General features: G+C 64.7%; 15 protein-coding genes. 12 read left to right on the top strand and 3 right to left on the bottom strand.

What is annotated here, in order from left to right; genetic code table 11:
• The first annotated feature begins 89 nt into the window (after window positions 1-89).
• From fba to Q7V20_RS08740, 4 genes are all read left to right on the top strand, one after another.
• Complete coding sequence (gene fba, locus Q7V20_RS08755) at window positions 90-1,154, top strand: class II fructose-bisphosphate aldolase (RefSeq protein WP_304789357.1); 1,065 nt, start codon at window positions 90-92, stop codon at window positions 1,152-1,154.
• A 100-nt stretch (window positions 1,155-1,254) separates the two neighbouring features.
• The gene (locus Q7V20_RS08750; protein ID WP_304789354.1) at window positions 1,255-1,929 is read left to right on the top strand and encodes a glutathione S-transferase family protein; all 675 of its coding nucleotides are present in this window, start codon (window positions 1,255-1,257) and stop codon (window positions 1,927-1,929) included.
• Window position 1,930: 1 nt separating this feature from the next.
• The gene (locus Q7V20_RS08745) at window positions 1,931-2,725 is read left to right on the top strand and encodes a YdiY family protein (protein WP_304789351.1); all 795 of its coding nucleotides are present in this window, start codon (window positions 1,931-1,933) and stop codon (window positions 2,723-2,725) included.
• Window positions 2,726-2,779: 54 nt separating this feature from the next.
• A complete protein-coding gene (locus Q7V20_RS08740) occupies window positions 2,780-3,697 on the top strand; it encodes a phosphoribosylaminoimidazolesuccinocarboxamide synthase (protein WP_304789348.1) in 918 nt (305 codons plus the stop codon).
• Between the two features lie 670 nt (window positions 3,698-4,367).
• Here the strand turns inward: Q7V20_RS08740 and yihA are convergent.
• Window positions 4,368-5,126, bottom strand: a complete 759-nt coding sequence (gene yihA / locus Q7V20_RS08735; RefSeq protein WP_304789345.1) for a ribosome biogenesis GTP-binding protein YihA/YsxC — start codon at window positions 5,124-5,126, stop codon at window positions 4,368-4,370.
• Between the two features lie 49 nt (window positions 5,127-5,175).
• On the opposite strand from yihA, the gene Q7V20_RS08730 reads away from it, so the two are divergent.
• From Q7V20_RS08730 to Q7V20_RS08710, 5 genes are all read left to right on the top strand, one after another.
• Complete coding sequence (locus tag Q7V20_RS08730) at window positions 5,176-5,805, top strand: c-type cytochrome (RefSeq protein WP_304789342.1); 630 nt, start codon at window positions 5,176-5,178, stop codon at window positions 5,803-5,805.
• A 112-nt stretch (window positions 5,806-5,917) separates the two neighbouring features.
• Window positions 5,918-8,080 carry a cytochrome c biogenesis protein ResB gene (locus Q7V20_RS08725; protein ID WP_304789339.1) on the top strand — a complete coding sequence of 721 codons (2,163 nt, stop codon included), beginning with the start codon at window positions 5,918-5,920 and terminating at the stop codon, window positions 8,078-8,080.
• 21 nt (window positions 8,081-8,101) lie between these two features.
• Entirely contained in the window at window positions 8,102-9,454 is a 1,353-nt protein-coding gene (ccsB, locus tag Q7V20_RS08720) for a c-type cytochrome biogenesis protein CcsB (RefSeq protein WP_304789336.1), read from the top strand.
• Entirely contained in the window at window positions 9,451-10,206 is a 756-nt protein-coding gene (locus Q7V20_RS08715) for a Crp/Fnr family transcriptional regulator (protein WP_304789333.1), read from the top strand. Before ccsB ends, Q7V20_RS08715 begins: the two co-directional genes overlap by 4 nt.
• Window positions 10,207-10,304: 98 nt before the next feature.
• The gene (locus tag Q7V20_RS08710; RefSeq protein WP_304789330.1) at window positions 10,305-12,620 is read left to right on the top strand and encodes a hypothetical protein; all 2,316 of its coding nucleotides are present in this window, start codon (window positions 10,305-10,307) and stop codon (window positions 12,618-12,620) included.
• A 98-nt stretch (window positions 12,621-12,718) separates the two neighbouring features.
• Here the strand turns inward: Q7V20_RS08710 and Q7V20_RS08705 are convergent, their stop codons facing one another.
• A complete protein-coding gene (locus tag Q7V20_RS08705; protein ID WP_304789327.1) occupies window positions 12,719-13,210 on the bottom strand; it encodes a hypothetical protein in 492 nt (163 codons plus the stop codon).
• Window positions 13,211-13,267: 57 nt separating this feature from the next.
• On the opposite strand from Q7V20_RS08705, the gene Q7V20_RS08700 reads away from it, so the two are divergent.
• Window positions 13,268-13,639 (top strand): hypothetical protein, encoded by a 372-nt coding sequence (locus Q7V20_RS08700; protein ID WP_304789325.1) that lies wholly within the window; start codon window positions 13,268-13,270, stop codon window positions 13,637-13,639.
• 47 nt (window positions 13,640-13,686) lie between these two features.
• On the top strand, window positions 13,687-15,807 hold the full coding sequence (locus Q7V20_RS08695) for a TonB-dependent receptor (RefSeq protein ID WP_304789322.1): 2,121 nt from the start codon (window positions 13,687-13,689) through the stop codon (window positions 15,805-15,807).
• Window positions 15,808-15,817: 10 nt separating this feature from the next.
• Here Q7V20_RS08695 and Q7V20_RS08690 read toward each other — a convergent pair whose 3' ends face one another.
• On the bottom strand, window positions 15,818-16,663 hold the full coding sequence (locus Q7V20_RS08690; RefSeq protein ID WP_304789319.1) for a carbon-nitrogen hydrolase family protein: 846 nt from the start codon (window positions 16,661-16,663) through the stop codon (window positions 15,818-15,820).
• A gap of 56 nt (window positions 16,664-16,719) precedes the next feature.
• On the opposite strand from Q7V20_RS08690, the gene glcE reads away from it, so the two are divergent.
• Window positions 16,720-17,880, top strand: coding sequence for a glycolate oxidase subunit GlcE (gene glcE / locus Q7V20_RS08685; RefSeq protein WP_304789316.1), 1,161 nt, complete (start codon window positions 16,720-16,722; stop codon window positions 17,878-17,880).
• Window positions 17,881-17,958: the final 78 nt, after the last annotated feature.

Below are 17,958 nucleotides of genomic sequence, written 5' to 3'. Positions count from 1 at the left end.
AGTAGAATCCACCCCAGTCGTGCGGCGGGCCCAGGTCTTGCCGCGCTTTTTGCATTTCCATCATCCATCCGACTTTTCTGGGGGTTCACATGCCACTCGTTTCCATGCGCCAACTGCTGGACCATGCCGCCGAAAACGGCTATGGCATTCCGGCTTTCAACGTCAACAACCTGGAGCAAGTGCAGGCCGTGATGTCCGCCGCCGACGAGGTTGGTGCGCCGGTCATCCTGCAAGCCAGCGCGGGCGCCCGCAAGTACGCCGGTGAATCCTTCATCAAGCACCTGATCCAGGCCGCCGTTGAAACCTACCCCCATGTGCCCCTGGTGATGCACCAGGATCACGGCCAGTCGCCCACGATCTGCCAAGGCGCCATTGACCTGGGCTTTGGCTCGGTGATGATGGACGGCTCGCTGCGCGAGGATGGCAAGACCCCGGCTGACTTTGCCTACAACGTCGACGTGACCCGCCGCGTGGTGCAACTGGCCCACAAGGTGGGCGTGACGGTGGAAGGTGAGCTGGGCTGCCTGGGCAACCTGGAAACCGGTGAAGCTGGCGAAGAAGACGGCATTGGCGCCGAAGGCAAGCTGGACCACAGCCAGATGCTGACCGACCCGGAAGAGGCCGCCATCTTCGTGCGCGAAACTCAGCTTGATGCCCTGGCGATTGCCATTGGCACCAGCCATGGCGCCTACAAGTTTTCGCGCAAGCCCACGGGCGACATCCTCGCCATCAGCCGCGTCAAAGAGATCCACAAGCGCATCCCCAACACCCACCTGGTGATGCACGGCTCCTCGTCGGTGCCCTCCGAATTGCTGGCCATCATCAACCAGTACGGCGGCAAGATGAAGGAAACCTACGGCGTGCCGGTGGAAGAAATTCAAGAGGCCATCAAGTTCGGCGTGCGCAAGATCAACATCGACACCGACATCCGCCTGGCCATGACCGCCGCCGTGCGCAAGTTCCTGTTCGAGAACCCCGACAAGTTCGATGCACGCGAGTGGCTCAAGCCAGCCCGTGAAGCCGCCAAGCAGATCTGCAAGCAGCGCTACATGGAGTTTGGCTGCGAAGGTCAGGGCGGCAAGATCAAGGCCGTCAGCCTGGTGGACATCGCCGCCCAGTACGCTAGCGGCAAGCTGGCCCAAGTGGTGGCCTGATCCATATCCCGCCCCGGCGCGGCGCTTTACAGCGCGGCTGGCGCATGAAGCCGACACCAGCGTTAAGCTTGGGGTCGGCTTTTTTCTTTGGAGACCACCCATGCTCAAGCTACACGGCTTTTCCTTGTCCAACTATTACAACAAGGTCAAGCTGGCCCTGCTTGAAAAGGGCGTGCCCTTCGAGGAGGTGCTCGTGCCCGTCGCGGGCCACCCGGTCGATCGGCAGATGTCGCCGCTGGGCAAGGTGCCTTACTTGCAGACCGAGCTGGGCAGCCTCTGCGAGAGCCAGGTGATCCTGGACTACATCGAAGCGTGCCACCCCACGCCCGCCCTGGTGCCCACCGACCCCTGGTTGGCCGCCAAGCACCGCGAGATCACCACCTTCCTGGAGCTGCATGTGGAGCTGTGCGTGCGCCAGATCTACCCGCAGGCCTTTTTTGGCGGCACCTTGCCTGAGAAGTTCCTGGCACGCGTCAAGGGTGACCTGGTCAAGCACCTGGCCGCCTTCAAACAACTGGCCGTGTTTGGCCCTTACGTGGCGGGCGACACCTTCTCAGCCGCCGATTGCGCCGCCTACGTCCACTTGCCGTTGGCAGGTTTGGCCACCAAGATCGTCTATGGCGAAGACTTGGTGGTGGCCGCTGGCATCGACTGGAAAACCTACGTCAAGCTGATCGAGCAACGCCCTGCCGCCCAGAAGGTGGCCGCTGATCGCAAGGCAGACCAGGGCAGGAAAGTCGCGTTGCCCGGGGCCGCTGGGGGTGGGGACGTTTGACATGTTGAAGTTGCAAGGAGCGATGATTTTGGGCGCCCTGGCCCTGGCCAGCCACGTGGCCCAGGCGCAGGCCGTGCTGGCACCTGCAGCGCCCGCCGCGCCACCTCCGCCCACGGTGAAGCTGGACCACTGGCGCTGGGAGTTGGGCCTGGGCGCCAGCGTGTCCTCGGGCAACACCGAATCGTCCAGCGCCACCTTCAACGCCGACGGCGCGCGGCTCAGTGCCCATGGCAAGTGGACGTTGAACGGGCGCCTGCTGTACGCCAAGGATGTCAATGGCACCACGGCCGAGCAGGTGGCCGCCGACAGCCGCTACGACCACAACCTGACCCCGCTGATCTTCCTGTTCGGCCAGGTGGGCGGCCTGCGGGACAGGCCCGCCAACCTGGACCTGCGCGTCACCGCAGGCGGTGGCGCCGGTTACCACGTGATCGAAACGCCCGAAACCATTTTCGACCTGACCGCCGGTCTGGGCTATGCGCAAGATCGTTATACCCAGCCCACGCTGGTGAACGACGAAATCCGCACGTCGATGGGACGGGTGGAAATGTTGCTGGGTGAAAACTCCAGCCACCGCCTGACCGACAACACCACGTTCAAGCAGCAACTGTCGCTGTCGCCCGCGCTGGACGGCAGTGGCCTGCGGGCCGAATGGAAGGCAGGCCTGGCCGTGGCCATGACCGCCAAGCTGAAGCTGTCCGTCAACGCCAGCATGCGTTACAACAGCGATCCGGGCACCGGCTTGAAAAAGACCGATACCTTGGTGGTGACCGGCGTGCAGCTGACCCTGGATTGAAGACGCTGGATTGAGCGGCACAATACCGGTTTCACCGCCTTCCGCTGCGCCGCCATGACCTCCGCCCTGCACACCTCCGCCCTGCAATCCCTGCCTTTGCTCGCCCGTGGCAAGGTGCGCGACAACTACTCGGTGGGCACCGATCGCATCCTGATGGTGGCTTCTGACCGCATCAGCGCCTTCGACGTCATCATGGGCGAGCCCATTCCCGGCAAAGGGGCCTTGCTCACGCAGATGGCCCTGTTCTGGTTCGAGCTGCTGAAAGACATCGTGCCCAACCACCTGACGGGCGACGAGCCAGTCAGCGCCGTGTCTGCTGCCGAGCGCGCCCAGGTGGAAGGCCGCTCCATGCTGGTCAAGAAGCTCAAGCCCTTGCCGGTCGAGGCCGTGGTGCGCGGCTACCTGGCCGGCAGCGGCTGGAAGGAATACCAGCACAACGGCGAAGTCTGCGGTGTGAAACTGCCCGCCGACCTGAAGAACGCCAGCAAGCTGCCCGAGCCCATCTTCACACCCGCCACCAAGGCCGAGATGGGCGACCACGACGAGAACATCAGCTTCGACAAGATGGTGGGCATCATCGGGCTGGACCTGGCCGTGCGCGTGCGCGACGTGTCGATCCAGCTGTACAAGGCCGCGGCCGACTACGCCCTGACCAAGGGCATCATCATCGCCGACACCAAGTTCGAGTTCGGCCTGGATGAGCAGGGCACTCTGACCTTGATGGACGAGGTGCTCACGCCCGATTCATCGCGCTTCTGGCCTTCCGAGGGCTACGAGGCCGCCTTCCAGGCCGGTGCTAACCCGCCCAGCTACGACAAGCAGTTTTTGCGTGACTGGCTGGAGCAGGCGCAGGTCAATGGTCAGCCGTGGGACAAGACGGCGCCATCGCCCGCGCTGCCTGCCGAGGTGATCGAGCACACGGCGGCCAAGTACCGCGAAGCCTTGACCCGTTTGACGGGGCCGGGCGCCTGATCCGCGCAGTCGGGCGTTTCAATTCAATGCTGCGGGCAAGCTGGGGTGCTTTGTGGTGAGAGCGCGGGGCGGGGATGAGTCCGAGGCGGGTGGGGCTCCTATGGGGGCGGTCCACCGCTTTGCGGCGGACTGCTCTGCGGTGCTCGGCCACGGCGGGCGGCTGCGGAACTCGCTGGCCTGCGGCCAGCTCAGACAGTCCTCGCCGACCTCTCGCTGCGCGAGAGGCAACCCGCCGCGGCCTCTGCTCCTCGACGCCCCCGAAGTCGCCCCGCCCGCCTCCGCCTCATCCCTGATCGCCCCGCTGGTGGCATGTCAACGGTGTGGCGTTTGCAGCGTTCGTGTAGTTGGTGCCAAGTTGAGCCGCTGACGGCCCGCCACCAACTGCAGCCGTGGCATGCCACCAGCGGGGCGAACAAAGGGCTGGGGCGGTCTCCTGCGGGGCGCCTGGCTAGGTGCTGAGAAGCGGAATGCCGAGGTGGGCACGCGTCAGCGTGCATCGTCATCTGACCGGCCGTGGTTGTTTGAGTGCAGCGGCCAAAGGCCGCGAAACGAGTTCCACGGCCCCACCTCGGCATGAGCATCGCAAGGCAGTCCCGCTAACAGCGGGACCACCAAGCTGAAGCCCTGCCGGAGACCGCCCCAGCCCGCGCCCCGCGCTGCCTCGATAAAGTCAACGACGCCGACGCTTGCCATCCTCGTCATCCCCATTCAGCGCCGCCAGCTCGGCCGCGCGGATGGCGGCCAATTCGGCCTCACGCAGCGCCACCTCTTCGGTCGATGCCCAGCCGCGCAGCATCACCGCCGCTTCACCCACGCCGGTTTTCTTGACCGACGAGAACAGCTTGATGTGCATGTCGGATGACTCGGTCTGCAAGGCGCTCAGCACCTCCTTGGCCTCGCGCAGGGCGGCGTCGGCCTCCTTGCGGTTCAGCTTGTCGGCCTTGGTCAGCAGCACCAGCAGCCTGACCTCGCCCATGCTCACGCGCGGGCCGACGAATTCCAGCAGATTGCGGTCCAGTTCGGTGAAACCGTGGCGCGAATCCACCATGTGCACCACGCCGGTCAGATTGCGGCGAACGGCCAGGTACTGGGCCATCACCTCTTGCCAGCGCAGCTTGGCGGTGCGGTCCACGGCGGCGTAGCCGTAGCCGGGCAAGTCGGCCCAATGCAGGTTGGGCGCGGCCTTGGGGCCCACCTGGAACAGGTTGATGTGCTGGGTGCGCCCAGGCGTTTTGGAGGCAAACGCCAGCTGGCGTTGCTGCGCCAGCGTGTTGATCGCGGTGGACTTGCCCGCGTTGGACCGGCCCACGAAAGCGACCTCGGGTAACTCCGAGGGTGGAAGCTGTTCCAGCTTGGCCGCTGTGGTTAAAAACCGAGCCGTGTGGGTCCAGGCGAGGGCGTCTTTCGGGGAAATCGTAGGTTCGGTCATCAGGCATTGTAAAATCAATGAGTTTCACAGTCCAAACCCACACACCGTCATGAAGCGTCTTTCCAGTCTGATTGCCCTTGCCTCGATGGTCTTGACCCTGTCGGGTGTGGCCCATGGTTCTGAATCCAAAAAGGCCGCCAAGCCCGATTTGGCCGCTGGTGAGGCCAAGGCCGCTGCCGTCTGCGTGGCCTGCCACTCGGTCGATGGCTCGCGCGGTGCCGCCACCTACCCCATCCTGCAGGGCCAGCACCCTCAGTACCTGGCCAAGCAATTGACCGAGTTCAAGGAAGGCGTGCGCAAGAACGCCGTCATGGCTGGCATGGCCGCCGCGCTCACCCCCGAAGACATCCGCAACCTCTCGGCCTTTTACGCCAGCAAAAAGGCCAAGGACGGTTCCGCCAAGAACAAGGACACCGTGGCCCTGGGCGAAAAGATCTACCGTGGCGGCATCGCCAAGAAAGCCGTGCCCGCCTGCGCGGCCTGCCATGGCCCCACCGGTTCGGGCATCCCTTCGCAATACCCCCGCCTGGGCGGTCAGCACGCCGACTACACCAAGGCGCAGTTGACGGCCTTCCGCCAGGGTGATCGCACCAACAACGCGTCCATGGCGTCGATTGCCGCCAATTTGAGCGACAAGGAAGTCGACGCCCTGTCAGACTACATCGCTGGCCTGCGCTGAAGCCCGTCGCGGGTCGGGTCGATGCTGATGCCAGCACGGCCCTGAAAAGGCAACCATCCAGGCGGGGCCACCAGGCCGCCGCCTTTTTTGTGCCCGGGAAGATGTCAGACACATGAGTTCTCTTGCCGATACCCCGATGGCTCCCCCAGCGCGCTCCTTGCGAGGCGATCTGCTGGAGTTGCTGTCGTCCATGCGTTTTGCGATCTCGCTGCTCACGGTGATTTGCGTGGCCTCGGCCATTGGCACCGTGTTGCGCCAGGGCGAGCCCGCCACCAATTACGTGGAGCAGTTCGGGCCTTTCTGGGCTGAAGTCTTCGGGGCCCTGGGCCTGTACCGCATCTACAGCTCGCCGTGGTTTTTGCTGATCCTGGCCTTTCTGGTCACCTCCACCAGCTTGTGCATCGCGCGCAATGCGCCCCGCATCCTGGTTGATTTCCGCAACCACAAGGAAGGCATCCGCGAGCAGGCCCTGAACGCCTTCCACCACCGGGCCGAAGGCTCGCTGGCCCAGCCTGTGGCGGAGGCCCAGGCCCGCGTGCAGCAATTGCTGTCCAGCACGGGCTGGTCCATCAAGAGCCAGGTGCGCACGGGTGGGGGCGGCAAAGCGGCGGGCGTGATGATCGCGGCCCGGCTGGGCGCGACCAACAAGCTGGGTTACATCGCGGCGCACTCGGCCATCGTGCTGGTGTGCGTGGGCGGGCTGTTCGATGGTGATCTGATCGTCAAGGTGCAGGCCTGGGCGCAGGATCTGCAGCCCTTCAAAGGCGGCCAGGTGAGCGAGCAAAGCCGCCTCAGCGTGAGCAACCCGGCTTACCGCGCGCAGTTGTTCGTGGCCGAGGGCCAGCGCTCCAACTCGGCGGTGCTCAACCTGGACAAAGGCATGCTGCTCCAGCCCTTGCCCTTCGAGGTCGAGCTGAAGAGGTTCCACGTCGATTACTACGCCACCGGCATGCCCAAGCGTTTTGCCAGCGACATCGTCATCCACGATCCGCGCACCAAGGCCACCAAAACCGCCACGGTCGAGGTCAACCACCCGGTGGTCTACGACGGCGTCACCATCTTCCAATCCAGTTTTGAAGATGGCGGCTCGCAGGTCAGCCTCAAGCCGGTGTTCCTGAATGGCGAGGGCCTGGGCGCCGAGCCCGCCCTGATCCACGGTGTGGTCAATGGCGATGCCTTGCCGCTGGCTTCCGATGCGCAAGGCCAAGTCAAGGTCGAGATCACCGGCCTGCGCGTGATCAACGTCGAGAACCTGTCCGACTCCCAGGGCGCGGGCGAGGACAAGACCGACGTGCGGGGCGTGAACCTGGCGGATTTGAGCAAGCACCTGGGCTCGGGCGCCAAGCCGCCCGGCGACAAAAAGCTGGTCAATGTGGGTCCCTCGGTGACCTACAAACTGCGCGATGCCGCAGGCCAGGCCCGCGAGTACCAAAATTACATGGTGCCGGTGAACCTCAATGGCCAGGCCATGTTCCTGCTGGGGGTGCGTGACACGCCCTCCGACAATTTCCGTTTTTTGAGGGTGCCCGCGGACGAGAACAACAGCATGCAGGGCTGGTTGCGCCTGCGCCAGGCGCTGGGCGACGAGGCCATGCGCCGCGAGGCCGTGCGCCGCTTTTCAATGAATGGCGCACCGCCCGATCGCCCCGAGCTGGCCGCCCAACTGGCGGTGTCGGCCCAGCGCGCTCTGGATTTGTTCGCCGGGGCCATCGTGGCGCCGCTCGCCGAAGGTGAGCCTGAGCCCACGCAACCACCCGGCGGCCTTCAGGCCCTGTCGGATTTCATCGAAAAAGTGGTGCCCGAGGCCGAGCGCGAACGCACCTCGGAGACCCTGGTGCGCATCCTGAACGGCGCCCTGGCCGAGCTGATGAACCTGAGCCGCGAAAAAGCCAGCCTGCCCGCCTTGTCGATGGATCAGGATTCGGCCCGCGCCTTCATGACGCAGTCGGTGCTGTCCATGTCGGACGCGTTTTTGTACCCGGTGCCCGTGGTGTTGATGCTGGACGGTTTCGAGCAGCGCCAGGCCAGCGTCTTCCAGGTCACGCGCACCCCAGGGCGCAACGTGGTCTATCTGGGCTGCATCTTGCTGATTGTGGGCGTTTTCGCCATGCTCTACATTCGCGAGCGGCGCCTGTGGGTCTGGCTGCACAGCGACGATGCTGGTGGTGGCACGCAGGTCAGGATGGCTTTGTCGGCCACCCGACACACCCTGGACACCGATGCCGAATTCGAGCGGCTCAAAACCGCTGTGCTGGCGCTTGATACGCGCGCCTGATTTGAAAGTAGTGAGCCCATCATGACGACTTCTGCACACCCCTTGCCCGCCCCTGGCGGCTGGCGCCGTTCACTGTTTGATTGGGCCTTCGCCGTCATCGTGGTGGCCTTGGGCGGCTGGGCCTTCCACACCCACGGCAACGCGATGGACATCTACGAGCGCGCCATCCTGGTGGGGGCGGTGCCCAGCGTCATTGCCCTGGCCTGGTTCTGGGGGCCGATTCGCGTGTTGCTGCTGCTGTCCGGCCTGGCCACTTGGGGCGCCATGACCTTGTACATGCGGGCCACCGACGATTACGGCGCCGACCTGGCGCAGGCCGACAAGGTGTTCTGGCTCAAGTACTTTTTGTCCAGCCAAAGCGCCATCTTGTGGATGAGCGTGCTGTTCTTCATGAGCACTCTCTTTTACTGGATCGGCGTGTTCAGCAAAGGCGTCACCGGCGCACGGCTGGGCTCGCGCATCGCGTGGGCGGGTGTTTTCATGGCCCTGGTCGGCACCTTCGTGCGCTGGTTCGAGAGCCACCAGATCGCCCCTGACATCGGCCACATCCCCGTCAGCAATCTGTACGAAGTGTTCGTGCTGTTCTCGTGGATGACCACGCTGTTCTGGCTGTACTACGAAGACCGCTTCGCCAAGGCCGGGCAGTCCTTGATGGCCTTGGGCGCCTTCGTGATGCTGGTGGTCAGCGCGGCCGTGGGCTTTTTGCTTTGGTATGCCCTGGAGCGCGGCGCGAGCGAGATCCAACCCCTGGTGCCCGCCCTGCAAAGCTGGTGGATGAAGCTGCACGTGCCGGCCAACTTCATTGGCTATGGCACCTTCGCCATGTCGGCCATGGTGGCCTTTGCCTACCTGGTCAAGACCCACGCCACCGAGACCCGCTGGTGGAAGCTGGCACCCTTGTGGCTGATCGGCGTGGCCCTGTGCTTCGAGCCTCTGGTGTTCCGCAGCAAGCCCGGCGCCGAGCAGGCCATGAGCAGCTACTGGGCCGTGTACTTCGGCATCGCCGCCGTGATCGTGGCCGCCATCCTGGGCGCACGGCGCAAGCTGGCCGCGCAACTGCCTGACTTCGCCGTGCTCGACGACGTCATGTACAAGGCCATCGCCGTGGGCTTTGCCTTCTTCACCATCGCCACCATCCTGGGCGCCTTCTGGGCCGCCGAGGCCTGGGGCGGCTATTGGAGCTGGGACCCTAAAGAGACCTGGGCCCTGATCGTGTGGCTGAACTACGCGGCCTGGCTGCACATGCGCCTGATGAAGGGCCTGCGCGGCACCTTCGCGGCCTGGTGGGCCTTGGGCGGCCTGCTGGTCACCTCGTTCGCATTCCTGGGCGTGAACATGTTCCTGTCCGGCCTGCATTCCTACGGCCAGTTGTGAGCGGCGCCTCCTGGGTGACGCCCGAGCTTCGGGCCCAACTGCGCACCGACGCATGGTTCGGCAGCCTGTCATCCGGCCTTGAGAACGACCTGCTGGAGTTGGCCACGCCCCGGCGTCTGAAGGCCGGTGAGCACCTGTTCTTCCGGGGTGACGCGGCCGATGGCATCTACGCCGTGCTGGAAGGCAGCCTGCGCATCTCGGGCGTGACCGAGGCGGGCAAGGAGGCCATCCTGTCGATGGTCGAACCCCCCATGTGGCTGGGCGAGATCGCCCTGTTCGATCACTTGCCACGCACCCACAACGCTGTGGCCGATGCCGCCACCCGTTTGCTGTTCGTGCCCATGGCCCCGCTCAACGAGTTGCTGTCTCGCTGCCCGGTTTATTGGCGTGACTTCGGCGTGCTCATGTCATTGAAGGTGCGCTTTGCCTTCATCGGCATGGAAGACCTGGCGCTGCTGTCGGCCGACCTGCGCCTGACGCGCCGCCTGGTGATGCTGGCCCACGCCTCGGGCAAGGAGGGCAACTGCGTGCTGCCGATCAGCCAGTCGCAATTGGGCATGATGCTGGGCCTGTCGCGCCAGACCACCAACCAGATCCTGCAAAGCTTGCAGGACCAAGGCGTGTTGCAGATTGCCTATGGGCGAATCGAAGTGCTGGACCTGGCGCAACTCGTGTCTGTGGCGGGGCTGTCCAGTGCGGACAAGGCCTTGCTGGGGCAGATCGGGCCCTCGCTCAGGGCAGACCCTCACTAGGTCTATCCCTCGTTTGTCGTTCAGGCGACAACACCGAATGGCGCCACCCCCGACCATCCGCTCATCTTCAATGTTGAACGCTGGATCGGGGGTATTTCATGGTCAAACCATTTCACAAGGTGATGCCCAGGCTGGGGCTGTTGACCCTGGCTGCGTGCGCACCTCTCAGCCAGGCCGCCCCCAATTTCCCGGACCAGGAACTGGTGTGCAGCTTCAACGCCCCGCGTGAGCAGCAGCGCGCTGCCTCGGCCCAGAACTTCGCGCAGCCGGTGGTCCAGCAGATGCTGGTCAACGGCGCGCTGGTCTGGACGGCGGGCAGCAGTGCCGCCCCGGCCCTCAAGCCCGGCGACACCGTCACGCTGATCGGCAGCGGCTTTGGTGCGGGCACCGACATCGACTTCAGCAAGATCATGATCGGCAACAGCCGCGTGCTGGAGACCGACCTGGTGATGTACGAGCAGAAGCTCGACATCCTGGCCAGCGCCAACTACGAGACCGGCAAGGTGCGCAGCAGCTGGCCCAAGGATATGCAGAGCTGGACCGATGCCCGGGTCGAGTTCCGCGTGCCTTCTCATGCCAGCAAGGGCCCTTTGAAGCTGCAGGTGCAAAAGCGCACGGGCTACAACCTGTCGATCAAGAAGCCCGGCCAGCCCCACAACGTGATCGACGCGCAGTTGACGCGTCTGGAGGCCCCGGCCAACCCCAACTGCGACATCGTCTCGACCCTGACCGACGATACCAAGGCCATCGCGCCCATCGACGTGAACGTGAGCAACGCCAGCTTCGCGGAGATGGTCAAGCTGGGCCGCCAGGTCTACTGGTCGTATGACTACGGCCTGGGCGTGGCGCACAAGTTCAAGAGCCTGGACTGGGACAAGATCTTCGGCGGCAAGGCCATCGACCCCTACACCCGCAAGGTGGCCGACCCGGCCCTGCTGTTCGGCGCCCACAAGACAGTGGCTGGCCAGGTGCCCGCCGAGGCCATCGACGAGGTGAGCTTCAATCCCTATCCGCAAGAAAGCCCCATCCCCGGCTTCCTGCTGTTGGAACCGCAGCTCACCGCAGGCAAGACCAGCAACAGTGGCTGGGTGGGCTACCGCTACGCGGAGTCCTCGCACCCGCTGCTGGGCAAGGGCAAATGGATCGGTTTCAACTGCGCTTCGTGCCACGGCTACAAGATCAGCTACAGCAAGGGCGGCAGTAACCTGACCAAGGTCTTCCCCGGCCTGCCCAACCCCTTGTGGACGCAGCGCTGGACTGTGCTGGGCGACAAGACCACGGACACCACCGCCACCTTCGCCTACATCGTGGACAACGAGCCCGGTCCTTCGTGGTCCACCGGCACCAAGAAGGTGGACAAGACGCCGATGCTGTACCTGATGCCCGGCGGCGCCACCGAATCGACGATGACGCGCAAGGCGGGCGAAGGCACGGAGTACGACAACGACTACCTGTTCTCGCCCATGGTCATCCCCAACGTGACCAACCACCTGCCCATCCGCCGCTCGCTGTCGCACACCGAGTCCTACGTGGGTTTCGAGGGCTCATACATCCATGCCCAGGAGCCTGAAGGCGCGATGGGTTCGATGGACCAGAAATCGCTCAAGGCCCTGACCGCCTACATGTCGGTGCTGGACGAGAACGACGACGACCTGCGCAACATCGGCCTGTTCCGCTGGCTCAAGTCCAACGGCAAGCTGGCGCAGACGGGCAGCAGCAGCACCACCGAAGGTGCCTTCGTGCAGAACACCTGGCAGAAGTACCCGGGTGTGGCGGCCAATGTGGCGCAAGGCAAGGCCGCGTTCGACCAGGCCTGTGCGTCGTGCCACTCGGACAAGCTGGGTGCCAACACCAATGAGAAGATGATTCCGCTCAAGGAGGTGGGCCGCTTCTTCGCACCATCGGACTTCCAGTACAAGCAGCAGTCCATCCGCGTGACCTTCTTGCGCAACCTGTACTGGGTGCAGTCGCGCGGCCTGCTCACCGATGGCCACGTGCGCAACCTGGAAGACCTGGTCAGCCCCGACCGTTGCAACGAGAGCTCGCCCCTCTACAAGCAGTACTACACGCTGCATGCCCCGGCGCGGCCCGCCCTGGGCTCGGCGGACCAGCCTGCGGTTTTCCCTGACCTGAACCGCAAGGGCGATGTCTTCCGCGTCTACAAGGCCAAGAAGAAGAACATCTTCGACACCACGGCCGATGCGCGCAACACCTTCGTCGAGCGCCACAAGTACTTCGTGACCATGCCGGGCGATGAAGGCCACTACTACTGGGATTACCAGAAGCTGCGCCGCGAGTTCGGCCCCGAGATCGGCGCGCCCGGTCCCATCGGCTTGCCTGCGTCGCCCCACCCCTGGTGCGCCAAGTCGGGCGGCGAGGTGAGCAACCTGGTCCAGTACCTGCTCACGCTGTGAGTGCCCTGATTTCCTGAGTTCCTCCTGGGATGTCTTTGGGGCATCTTTGGCCACCGGTGTCACAGCCGGTGGCTTTTTTCATTCAGGTGGAGATCACGTCAAGGCAGGACGCGGCAGTCGCTCAGCACGGGCTCGGCCATGAGCAGCCCCTGGTTCAGGCAGTCCACGCTCAGGGCCTGGCCGACCGCGGCGTGCCGAGCGAGGGGCTGGGCACCACCATCGACCACGGTGCGCAGCCCGGCGTGACCATCGTCGGCCCCCAGGGTGATCAGCAGGATCTGGCCCTGACCGGGCTCGATGCCATTGACCACGCCCTGGATCTGCATGCGCTGGCCTTTGAAGCGGGCGTTGGCGGCCTGGCGGTCGGCGGCATAGGCTTGTGCCACGTCCTTGGCATTCTGGCGTCCCGGCATGGAGGTGGTGGTGGGCCCTGACGTGGCCGGGTCACCGCCCGAGGGGCCGTTGGGTGTGGATGGTGCCTCTGGCGCGGCCGCATCCTGCCCGGCATTCAGCCAGGCCTGGCCGCCATACAGGGCGCCCCCCAGGATGACGACCAGGCCAAGGGCCTTGAGGATGGGAGGACGGGACATGGGTTCAGGGCTGGCAAGCTTTCAGTTGCGGGCCATTTTGCCGATAATGGTTTCATCATGCCCTACGTCCTGCTCACCCCCGACGGTCAGATCAGCAGCTTGCACCGCGACCCGCAACCGGGGGCGGATTTCATGGCGCCTGAAGATCCCCGGGTGCGCGCCTTCCTGGGCGGCGGCGACGAGCCCGCTCGGCAGTTTGCCAGCCTGGATGCCGACCTGGTGCGCGTGCTGGAAGACCTGATCGATGCGCTGATCCAGCGCAACGTCCTCATGGTCACCGACCTGCCGGTCGAGGCGCAGCAAAAGCTGTTCAACCGCAAGAACGTGCGCGACCAGATGAAGAACTATTCGCTGCAACTGTTTGGCAGCGAGCCCCTGGGCGCCAAGGTCGATGAGGTGGTGCCCACCGACTTTGGCGACACCCTGTAAAACCCCATCACAGGTCACGCTCCCCTCAAGCGCGGGAGAATGGCCCGATGACACCCACGCTTTACCCCACCTTGATGACCCTGGCCCTGGGGTTGGCGCTGATGACCCTGGCACAAAATGCGGCTGCGCAAACCTTGCCTGACGTGGTGGTCACCGCCACGCGCACGGCCCAGCCCGCCTTTGACATTGGCGCTTCGGTGGACGCCGTCACCGGCCAGACGCTGCGCAGCGCCGGCCCGCTGGTCAACCTGTCGGAGGCCTTGAACCGCGTGCCCGGCTTGTCAGTGCTGAACCGCCAGAACTACGCACAGGATTTGCAGATCTCCAGCCGAGGCTTTGGTGCGCGCTCCACCTTCGGCGTGCGCGGTGTGCGCCTGTATGCCGATGGCATCCCGCTGACCATGCCCGACGGGCAAGGCCAGGCTTCGTCGATCGACCTGGGCTCGGCTCAGCGCATCGAGGTCTTGCGGGGCCCCATGTCGGCGCTCTATGGCAACGCCGCGGGCGGTGTGATCCAGGTGTTCACCGAAGACGGCCCGCCCACGCCCGAGGTGACGGTGGGCTACGCCGTCAGCCGCGATGGCTTCCACCGCGAGTCGGTCAAGCTGGGCGGCGAGACGGGGCAGCTCAACTACGTGATCAACGCCAGCCATTTCGAAACCGATGGATTTCGCGACCACAGCGGAGCCCAGCGCGACCAGGTCCATGCCAAGCTGAAGTGGTCGCTGCAGGATCGCTCGACGGTGACGGTGGTGGGCAGTTACCTGAACATGCCGCAAGTGCAGGATCCCTTGGGCTTGACCAAGGCCCAACTTGACCAGAATCGCACCCAAGCCGGCGCGAACGCCTTGACCTACAACACCCGCAAGGACATCGCCAACAGCCAGTTGGGCGTGGTCTACGACAAGGCGCTGAGCTTTGGCGAGGTGCGGGTGATGGGCTACACAGGCCAGCGGCAAGTGAAGCAGTTCCAGGCCATCCCGGACACGGCCCAGGGCTCCCCCACCAATCCAGGTGCGACGGCCAGCCCGGGCGGCGTCATCGACTTGGATCGGTCATTCAGCGGTGTGGATGCCCGGCTGACATGGCGGACACAATTGAATGCGCGTCCTCTTTCCATCACGGGCGGCTTGGCGTTTGACCAGATGGATGAGCACCGGCGGGGCTACCAAAACTTCACAGGTACCCCGGGGCCGACCTCGGTCAAGGGGGGTGAAGGCGCGCTGCGCCGCGACGAAGACAACCTGGCCCGCAATCACGACCAATATTTGCAAGCGCAATGGGATCTGGCCGAGCCCTGGTCGATCAGCGCTGGCGTGCGCCACAGCGAGGTGAAGTTCCGTTCGCAAGACCACTACATTGCCTTGCCCAGCAATCCCAATGACAGCGGCGAGATGAGCTTCGAATCCACCAATCCCGTGGCATCGGTGATGTGGAAGCCGTTGTCGGGCACGCATGTCTACTTGTCGGCTGGGCGCAGTTTCGAAACCCCGACGCTCAATGAAGTCGCTTACAGCAAGCCTCCGGTGACGGGCTGGAACACTGGTTTGCAGGCCAGCCAGGCGCAACACTTTGAACTGGGTTTGAAGCAGCAATGGGCAGCGCAAGGTTCACTGAACGTCGCCGTGTTCAAGACAGACACCAACAATGAGATCGGGGTTGACAGCAATTCAGGCGGTCGTTCTACGTTCAAGAATGTGGGGCGCACCGAGCGCCAAGGCGCCGAGGCGGCCTTGCAATGGCAACTTGCCCAGCGCTGGTCAATGTATTCGTCTCTGGCCTGGCTGCGCGCGCAATACCGCGACAGTTCAAGCAGCATCGTGGCGGGCAGGGACCTGCCAGGGGTGCCGCAGCAAACGGCCTTTGCCGAATTGCAATGGCGCCCTGCCGATGGATGGCAGACGGCGCTGGAGGTTCGCCACAGCGGCCGCATCTGGGCCAATGACAGCAACACCGAATCCGCCGACGGCTACACCGTGTGGGCTTTGCGCGCCGGTTGGACTCAGGCCTTTGGCGGTTGGCGCTTGAACACGCTGGCGCGCATCGACAACCTCACCGATCAGCACTACGTGGGCTCGGTCATCGTCAATGAAAGCAATGCCCGTTACCACGAACCATCTCCCGGCCGCAGCGCTTTGTTGAGCGTGCAGGTCAGCAAAGTTTTTTAAGCGAGCGAGATCAGCCCAGCACCCGGTGCGTGAGCGCTGGCAACTGCTGGCGCACCTTGGCCTGGTGGGCACGGTCCAGCGTGCCCAGCACCACGCCTGCGCCTTCAGCCTGCACGGCCAGCACCTCTCCCCAGGGCCCGATCAGCATCGAGTGCCCAAAGGTGCGGCGGCCGTTCTCGTGCTCGCCACCTTGCGCGGGGGCCAGCACGTGGCACAGATTCTCGACCGCGCGGGCGCGCAGCAGCAACTCCCAATGGGCCAGTCCCGTGGTGTGTGTGAAGGCCGCGGGCAGCACCAGCAAGTCGCAGGGCTGGTCTTGGCCCAGGGCGCGGAACAGCTCGGGAAAACGCAGGTCGTAGCAGACCGACAGGCCGATGCGCCAAGTGCCGCCCGCCCGGTCGGTCACCTCGAAAGCCACGGGTTCCGTGCCTGGCAGCAAGGTGGCCGACTCGTCATAGCGGCGCTGGCCATTGTCAAAGCAGAACAAGTGGATCTTGTCGTAACGGGCCACGCGCTGGCCTTGCGGGTTGAACACCAGCACGCTGTTGAATGCATGTTGCGCATCGTGGCTTTGCAAGGGCAGGGTGCCGCCGATCACCCACACCCCATTCGCCTTGGCCGCCGCCGCCAGCGTGGCCTGCATGGGGCTGAGCGTGCGATCGGGCGCCAAGGCATCGGCCAGGGGCTCGGCGATGGCCAGCTTGTCGGCATCGTGCTGGCCCATCAGGCAGAAGTATTCGGGCAGGGCCACCAGTTCGGCGCCGACCTGCGCGGCCTGCGCGATCAGGGTTTGCGCCTGGGCCAGGTTCTCGTCCACTCGCGGGGTGGACACCATTTGAAGGGCTGCAACTTTCATGATCACGATGGTAGTGGCGGGGCAGGGCCATTGTCACGGTTATCCTTGTGGCCATCATGCTCGATGCTGTCCATGCCCCAATTGAACTGACGACCCTGGTGGACCAGGTGAATGACGCTGCCCAACGAGGGGCGGTGCTGCGCGTGCGCGGTCATGGCAGCAAAGACTTCCTGGGCAATGCTTCCCGAGGCGAGGTGCTGGACACGCGCGCCTGGCAAGGCATCGAGCAGTACGAACCCAGCGAGCTGGTGATCAAGGCGCGGGCGGGCACGCCGCTGTCCGACATCGAGGCGGTGTTGGCGGAGCGTGGCCAGCACCTGGCCTTCGAGCCGCCGCGCTGGGCTTTCCAGCCCGGTGCGCAAGGCATGGGCCCGACCATTGGCGGCGTCGTGGCCAGTGGCTTCAGCGGCCCGGGGCGGGTCAGCCGGGGCGCGGTGCGCGACCACGTCTTGGGCGCTGGCGTGCTCAATGGCCGTGGCGAGGTGCTGCGCTTTGGCGGCTCGGTGATGAAGAACGTGGCCGGCTTTGATTTGTCGCGATTGATGACGGGCTCCATGGGCACCCTGGGCTTGATCCTGGACGTGACTTTGAAGGTGATGCCCCAGCCGGTGGCCACCGCCACGATCCGCATGGACATGGCGGAGACCGAAGCGCTGGCCCAGGTCAACCGGTGGGCGGCGCAGCCTTTGCCACTGGATGCCTCGGCCTGGTGGGATGACTTGCTGGTGCTGCGCTTGCGCGGGGCCCGGGCGGCGGTTGAATCCGCAGTGCTGCGCCTGTGTCAGGAGCGCCAGGGTGAGTTGATCGCGCAGCCTTCGGCCGAGCCTTTCTGGCAAGGCCTGCGCGACCACAGCGACGAGTTCTTCCAGCGGGCCCGCGAGGCGGTTATCCAATCTGGGCGGAACGGCGTGACCTTGTGGCGCGTGTCGGTGCCGCCCACCGCCGCGCCCTTGGGTTTGCCTGGCGAGCAACTGACCGAATGGTTCGGCGCCCAACGCTGGGTGTGCACGTCGGCACCGGCCACGGTGGTGTTCGAGGCCGCCGCGCGCGCCGGTGGGCATGCCCAGCCTTTTGTCAGTCAACAAGTTCAGCCTTTGGTTCACGAGGCCGCCCTGTCACCCGTGCTGCGCCAATTGCACCAGCGCGTGCAGCAGTCATTCGATCCCCACGGGGTGTTCAACACCGGTCGCCTTCATGCAAACCCAGCTGTCTCCTGAGTTCGAATCCACCGCAGAAGGCCAGCAGGCCCAGGCGGTGCTGCGCCAATGCGTGCACTGTGGTTTCTGCAACGCCAC

Origin of the sequence: Aquabacterium sp. (assembly GCF_030652515.1) — a bacterium.
Taxonomy (GTDB): Bacteria; Pseudomonadota; Gammaproteobacteria; order Burkholderiales; family Burkholderiaceae_C; genus Aquabacterium.
The sequence above is the reverse complement of the archived record's forward strand: the minus strand, read 5'-3'. Positions and strand labels throughout refer to the sequence as shown.

Coding starts and splice junctions, on each gene's coding strand:
- Q7V20_RS08730 (WP_304789342.1), top strand. CDS start 5,176: ATGAAGCGTCTTTCCAGTCTGATTGCCCTTGCCTCGATGGTCTTGACC.
- yihA (WP_304789345.1), bottom strand. CDS start 5,126: ATGACCGAACCTACGATTTCCCCGAAAGACGCCCTCGCCTGGACCCAC.
- Q7V20_RS08705 (WP_304789327.1), bottom strand. CDS start 13,210: ATGTCCCGTCCTCCCATCCTCAAGGCCCTTGGCCTGGTCGTCATCCTG.
- Q7V20_RS08695 (WP_304789322.1), top strand. CDS start 13,687: ATGACACCCACGCTTTACCCCACCTTGATGACCCTGGCCCTGGGGTTG.
- Q7V20_RS08745 (WP_304789351.1), top strand. CDS start 1,931: ATGTTGAAGTTGCAAGGAGCGATGATTTTGGGCGCCCTGGCCCTGGCC.
- ccsB (WP_304789336.1), top strand. CDS start 8,102: ATGACGACTTCTGCACACCCCTTGCCCGCCCCTGGCGGCTGGCGCCGT.
- Q7V20_RS08700 (WP_304789325.1), top strand. CDS start 13,268: ATGCCCTACGTCCTGCTCACCCCCGACGGTCAGATCAGCAGCTTGCAC.
- Q7V20_RS08725 (WP_304789339.1), top strand. CDS start 5,918: ATGAGTTCTCTTGCCGATACCCCGATGGCTCCCCCAGCGCGCTCCTTG.
- Q7V20_RS08750 (WP_304789354.1), top strand. CDS start 1,255: ATGCTCAAGCTACACGGCTTTTCCTTGTCCAACTATTACAACAAGGTC.
- glcE (WP_304789316.1), top strand. CDS start 16,720: ATGCTCGATGCTGTCCATGCCCCAATTGAACTGACGACCCTGGTGGAC.
- Q7V20_RS08710 (WP_304789330.1), top strand. CDS start 10,305: ATGGTCAAACCATTTCACAAGGTGATGCCCAGGCTGGGGCTGTTGACC.
- fba (WP_304789357.1), top strand. CDS start 90: ATGCCACTCGTTTCCATGCGCCAACTGCTGGACCATGCCGCCGAAAAC.
- Q7V20_RS08740 (WP_304789348.1), top strand. CDS start 2,780: ATGACCTCCGCCCTGCACACCTCCGCCCTGCAATCCCTGCCTTTGCTC.
- Q7V20_RS08690 (WP_304789319.1), bottom strand. CDS start 16,663: ATGAAAGTTGCAGCCCTTCAAATGGTGTCCACCCCGCGAGTGGACGAG.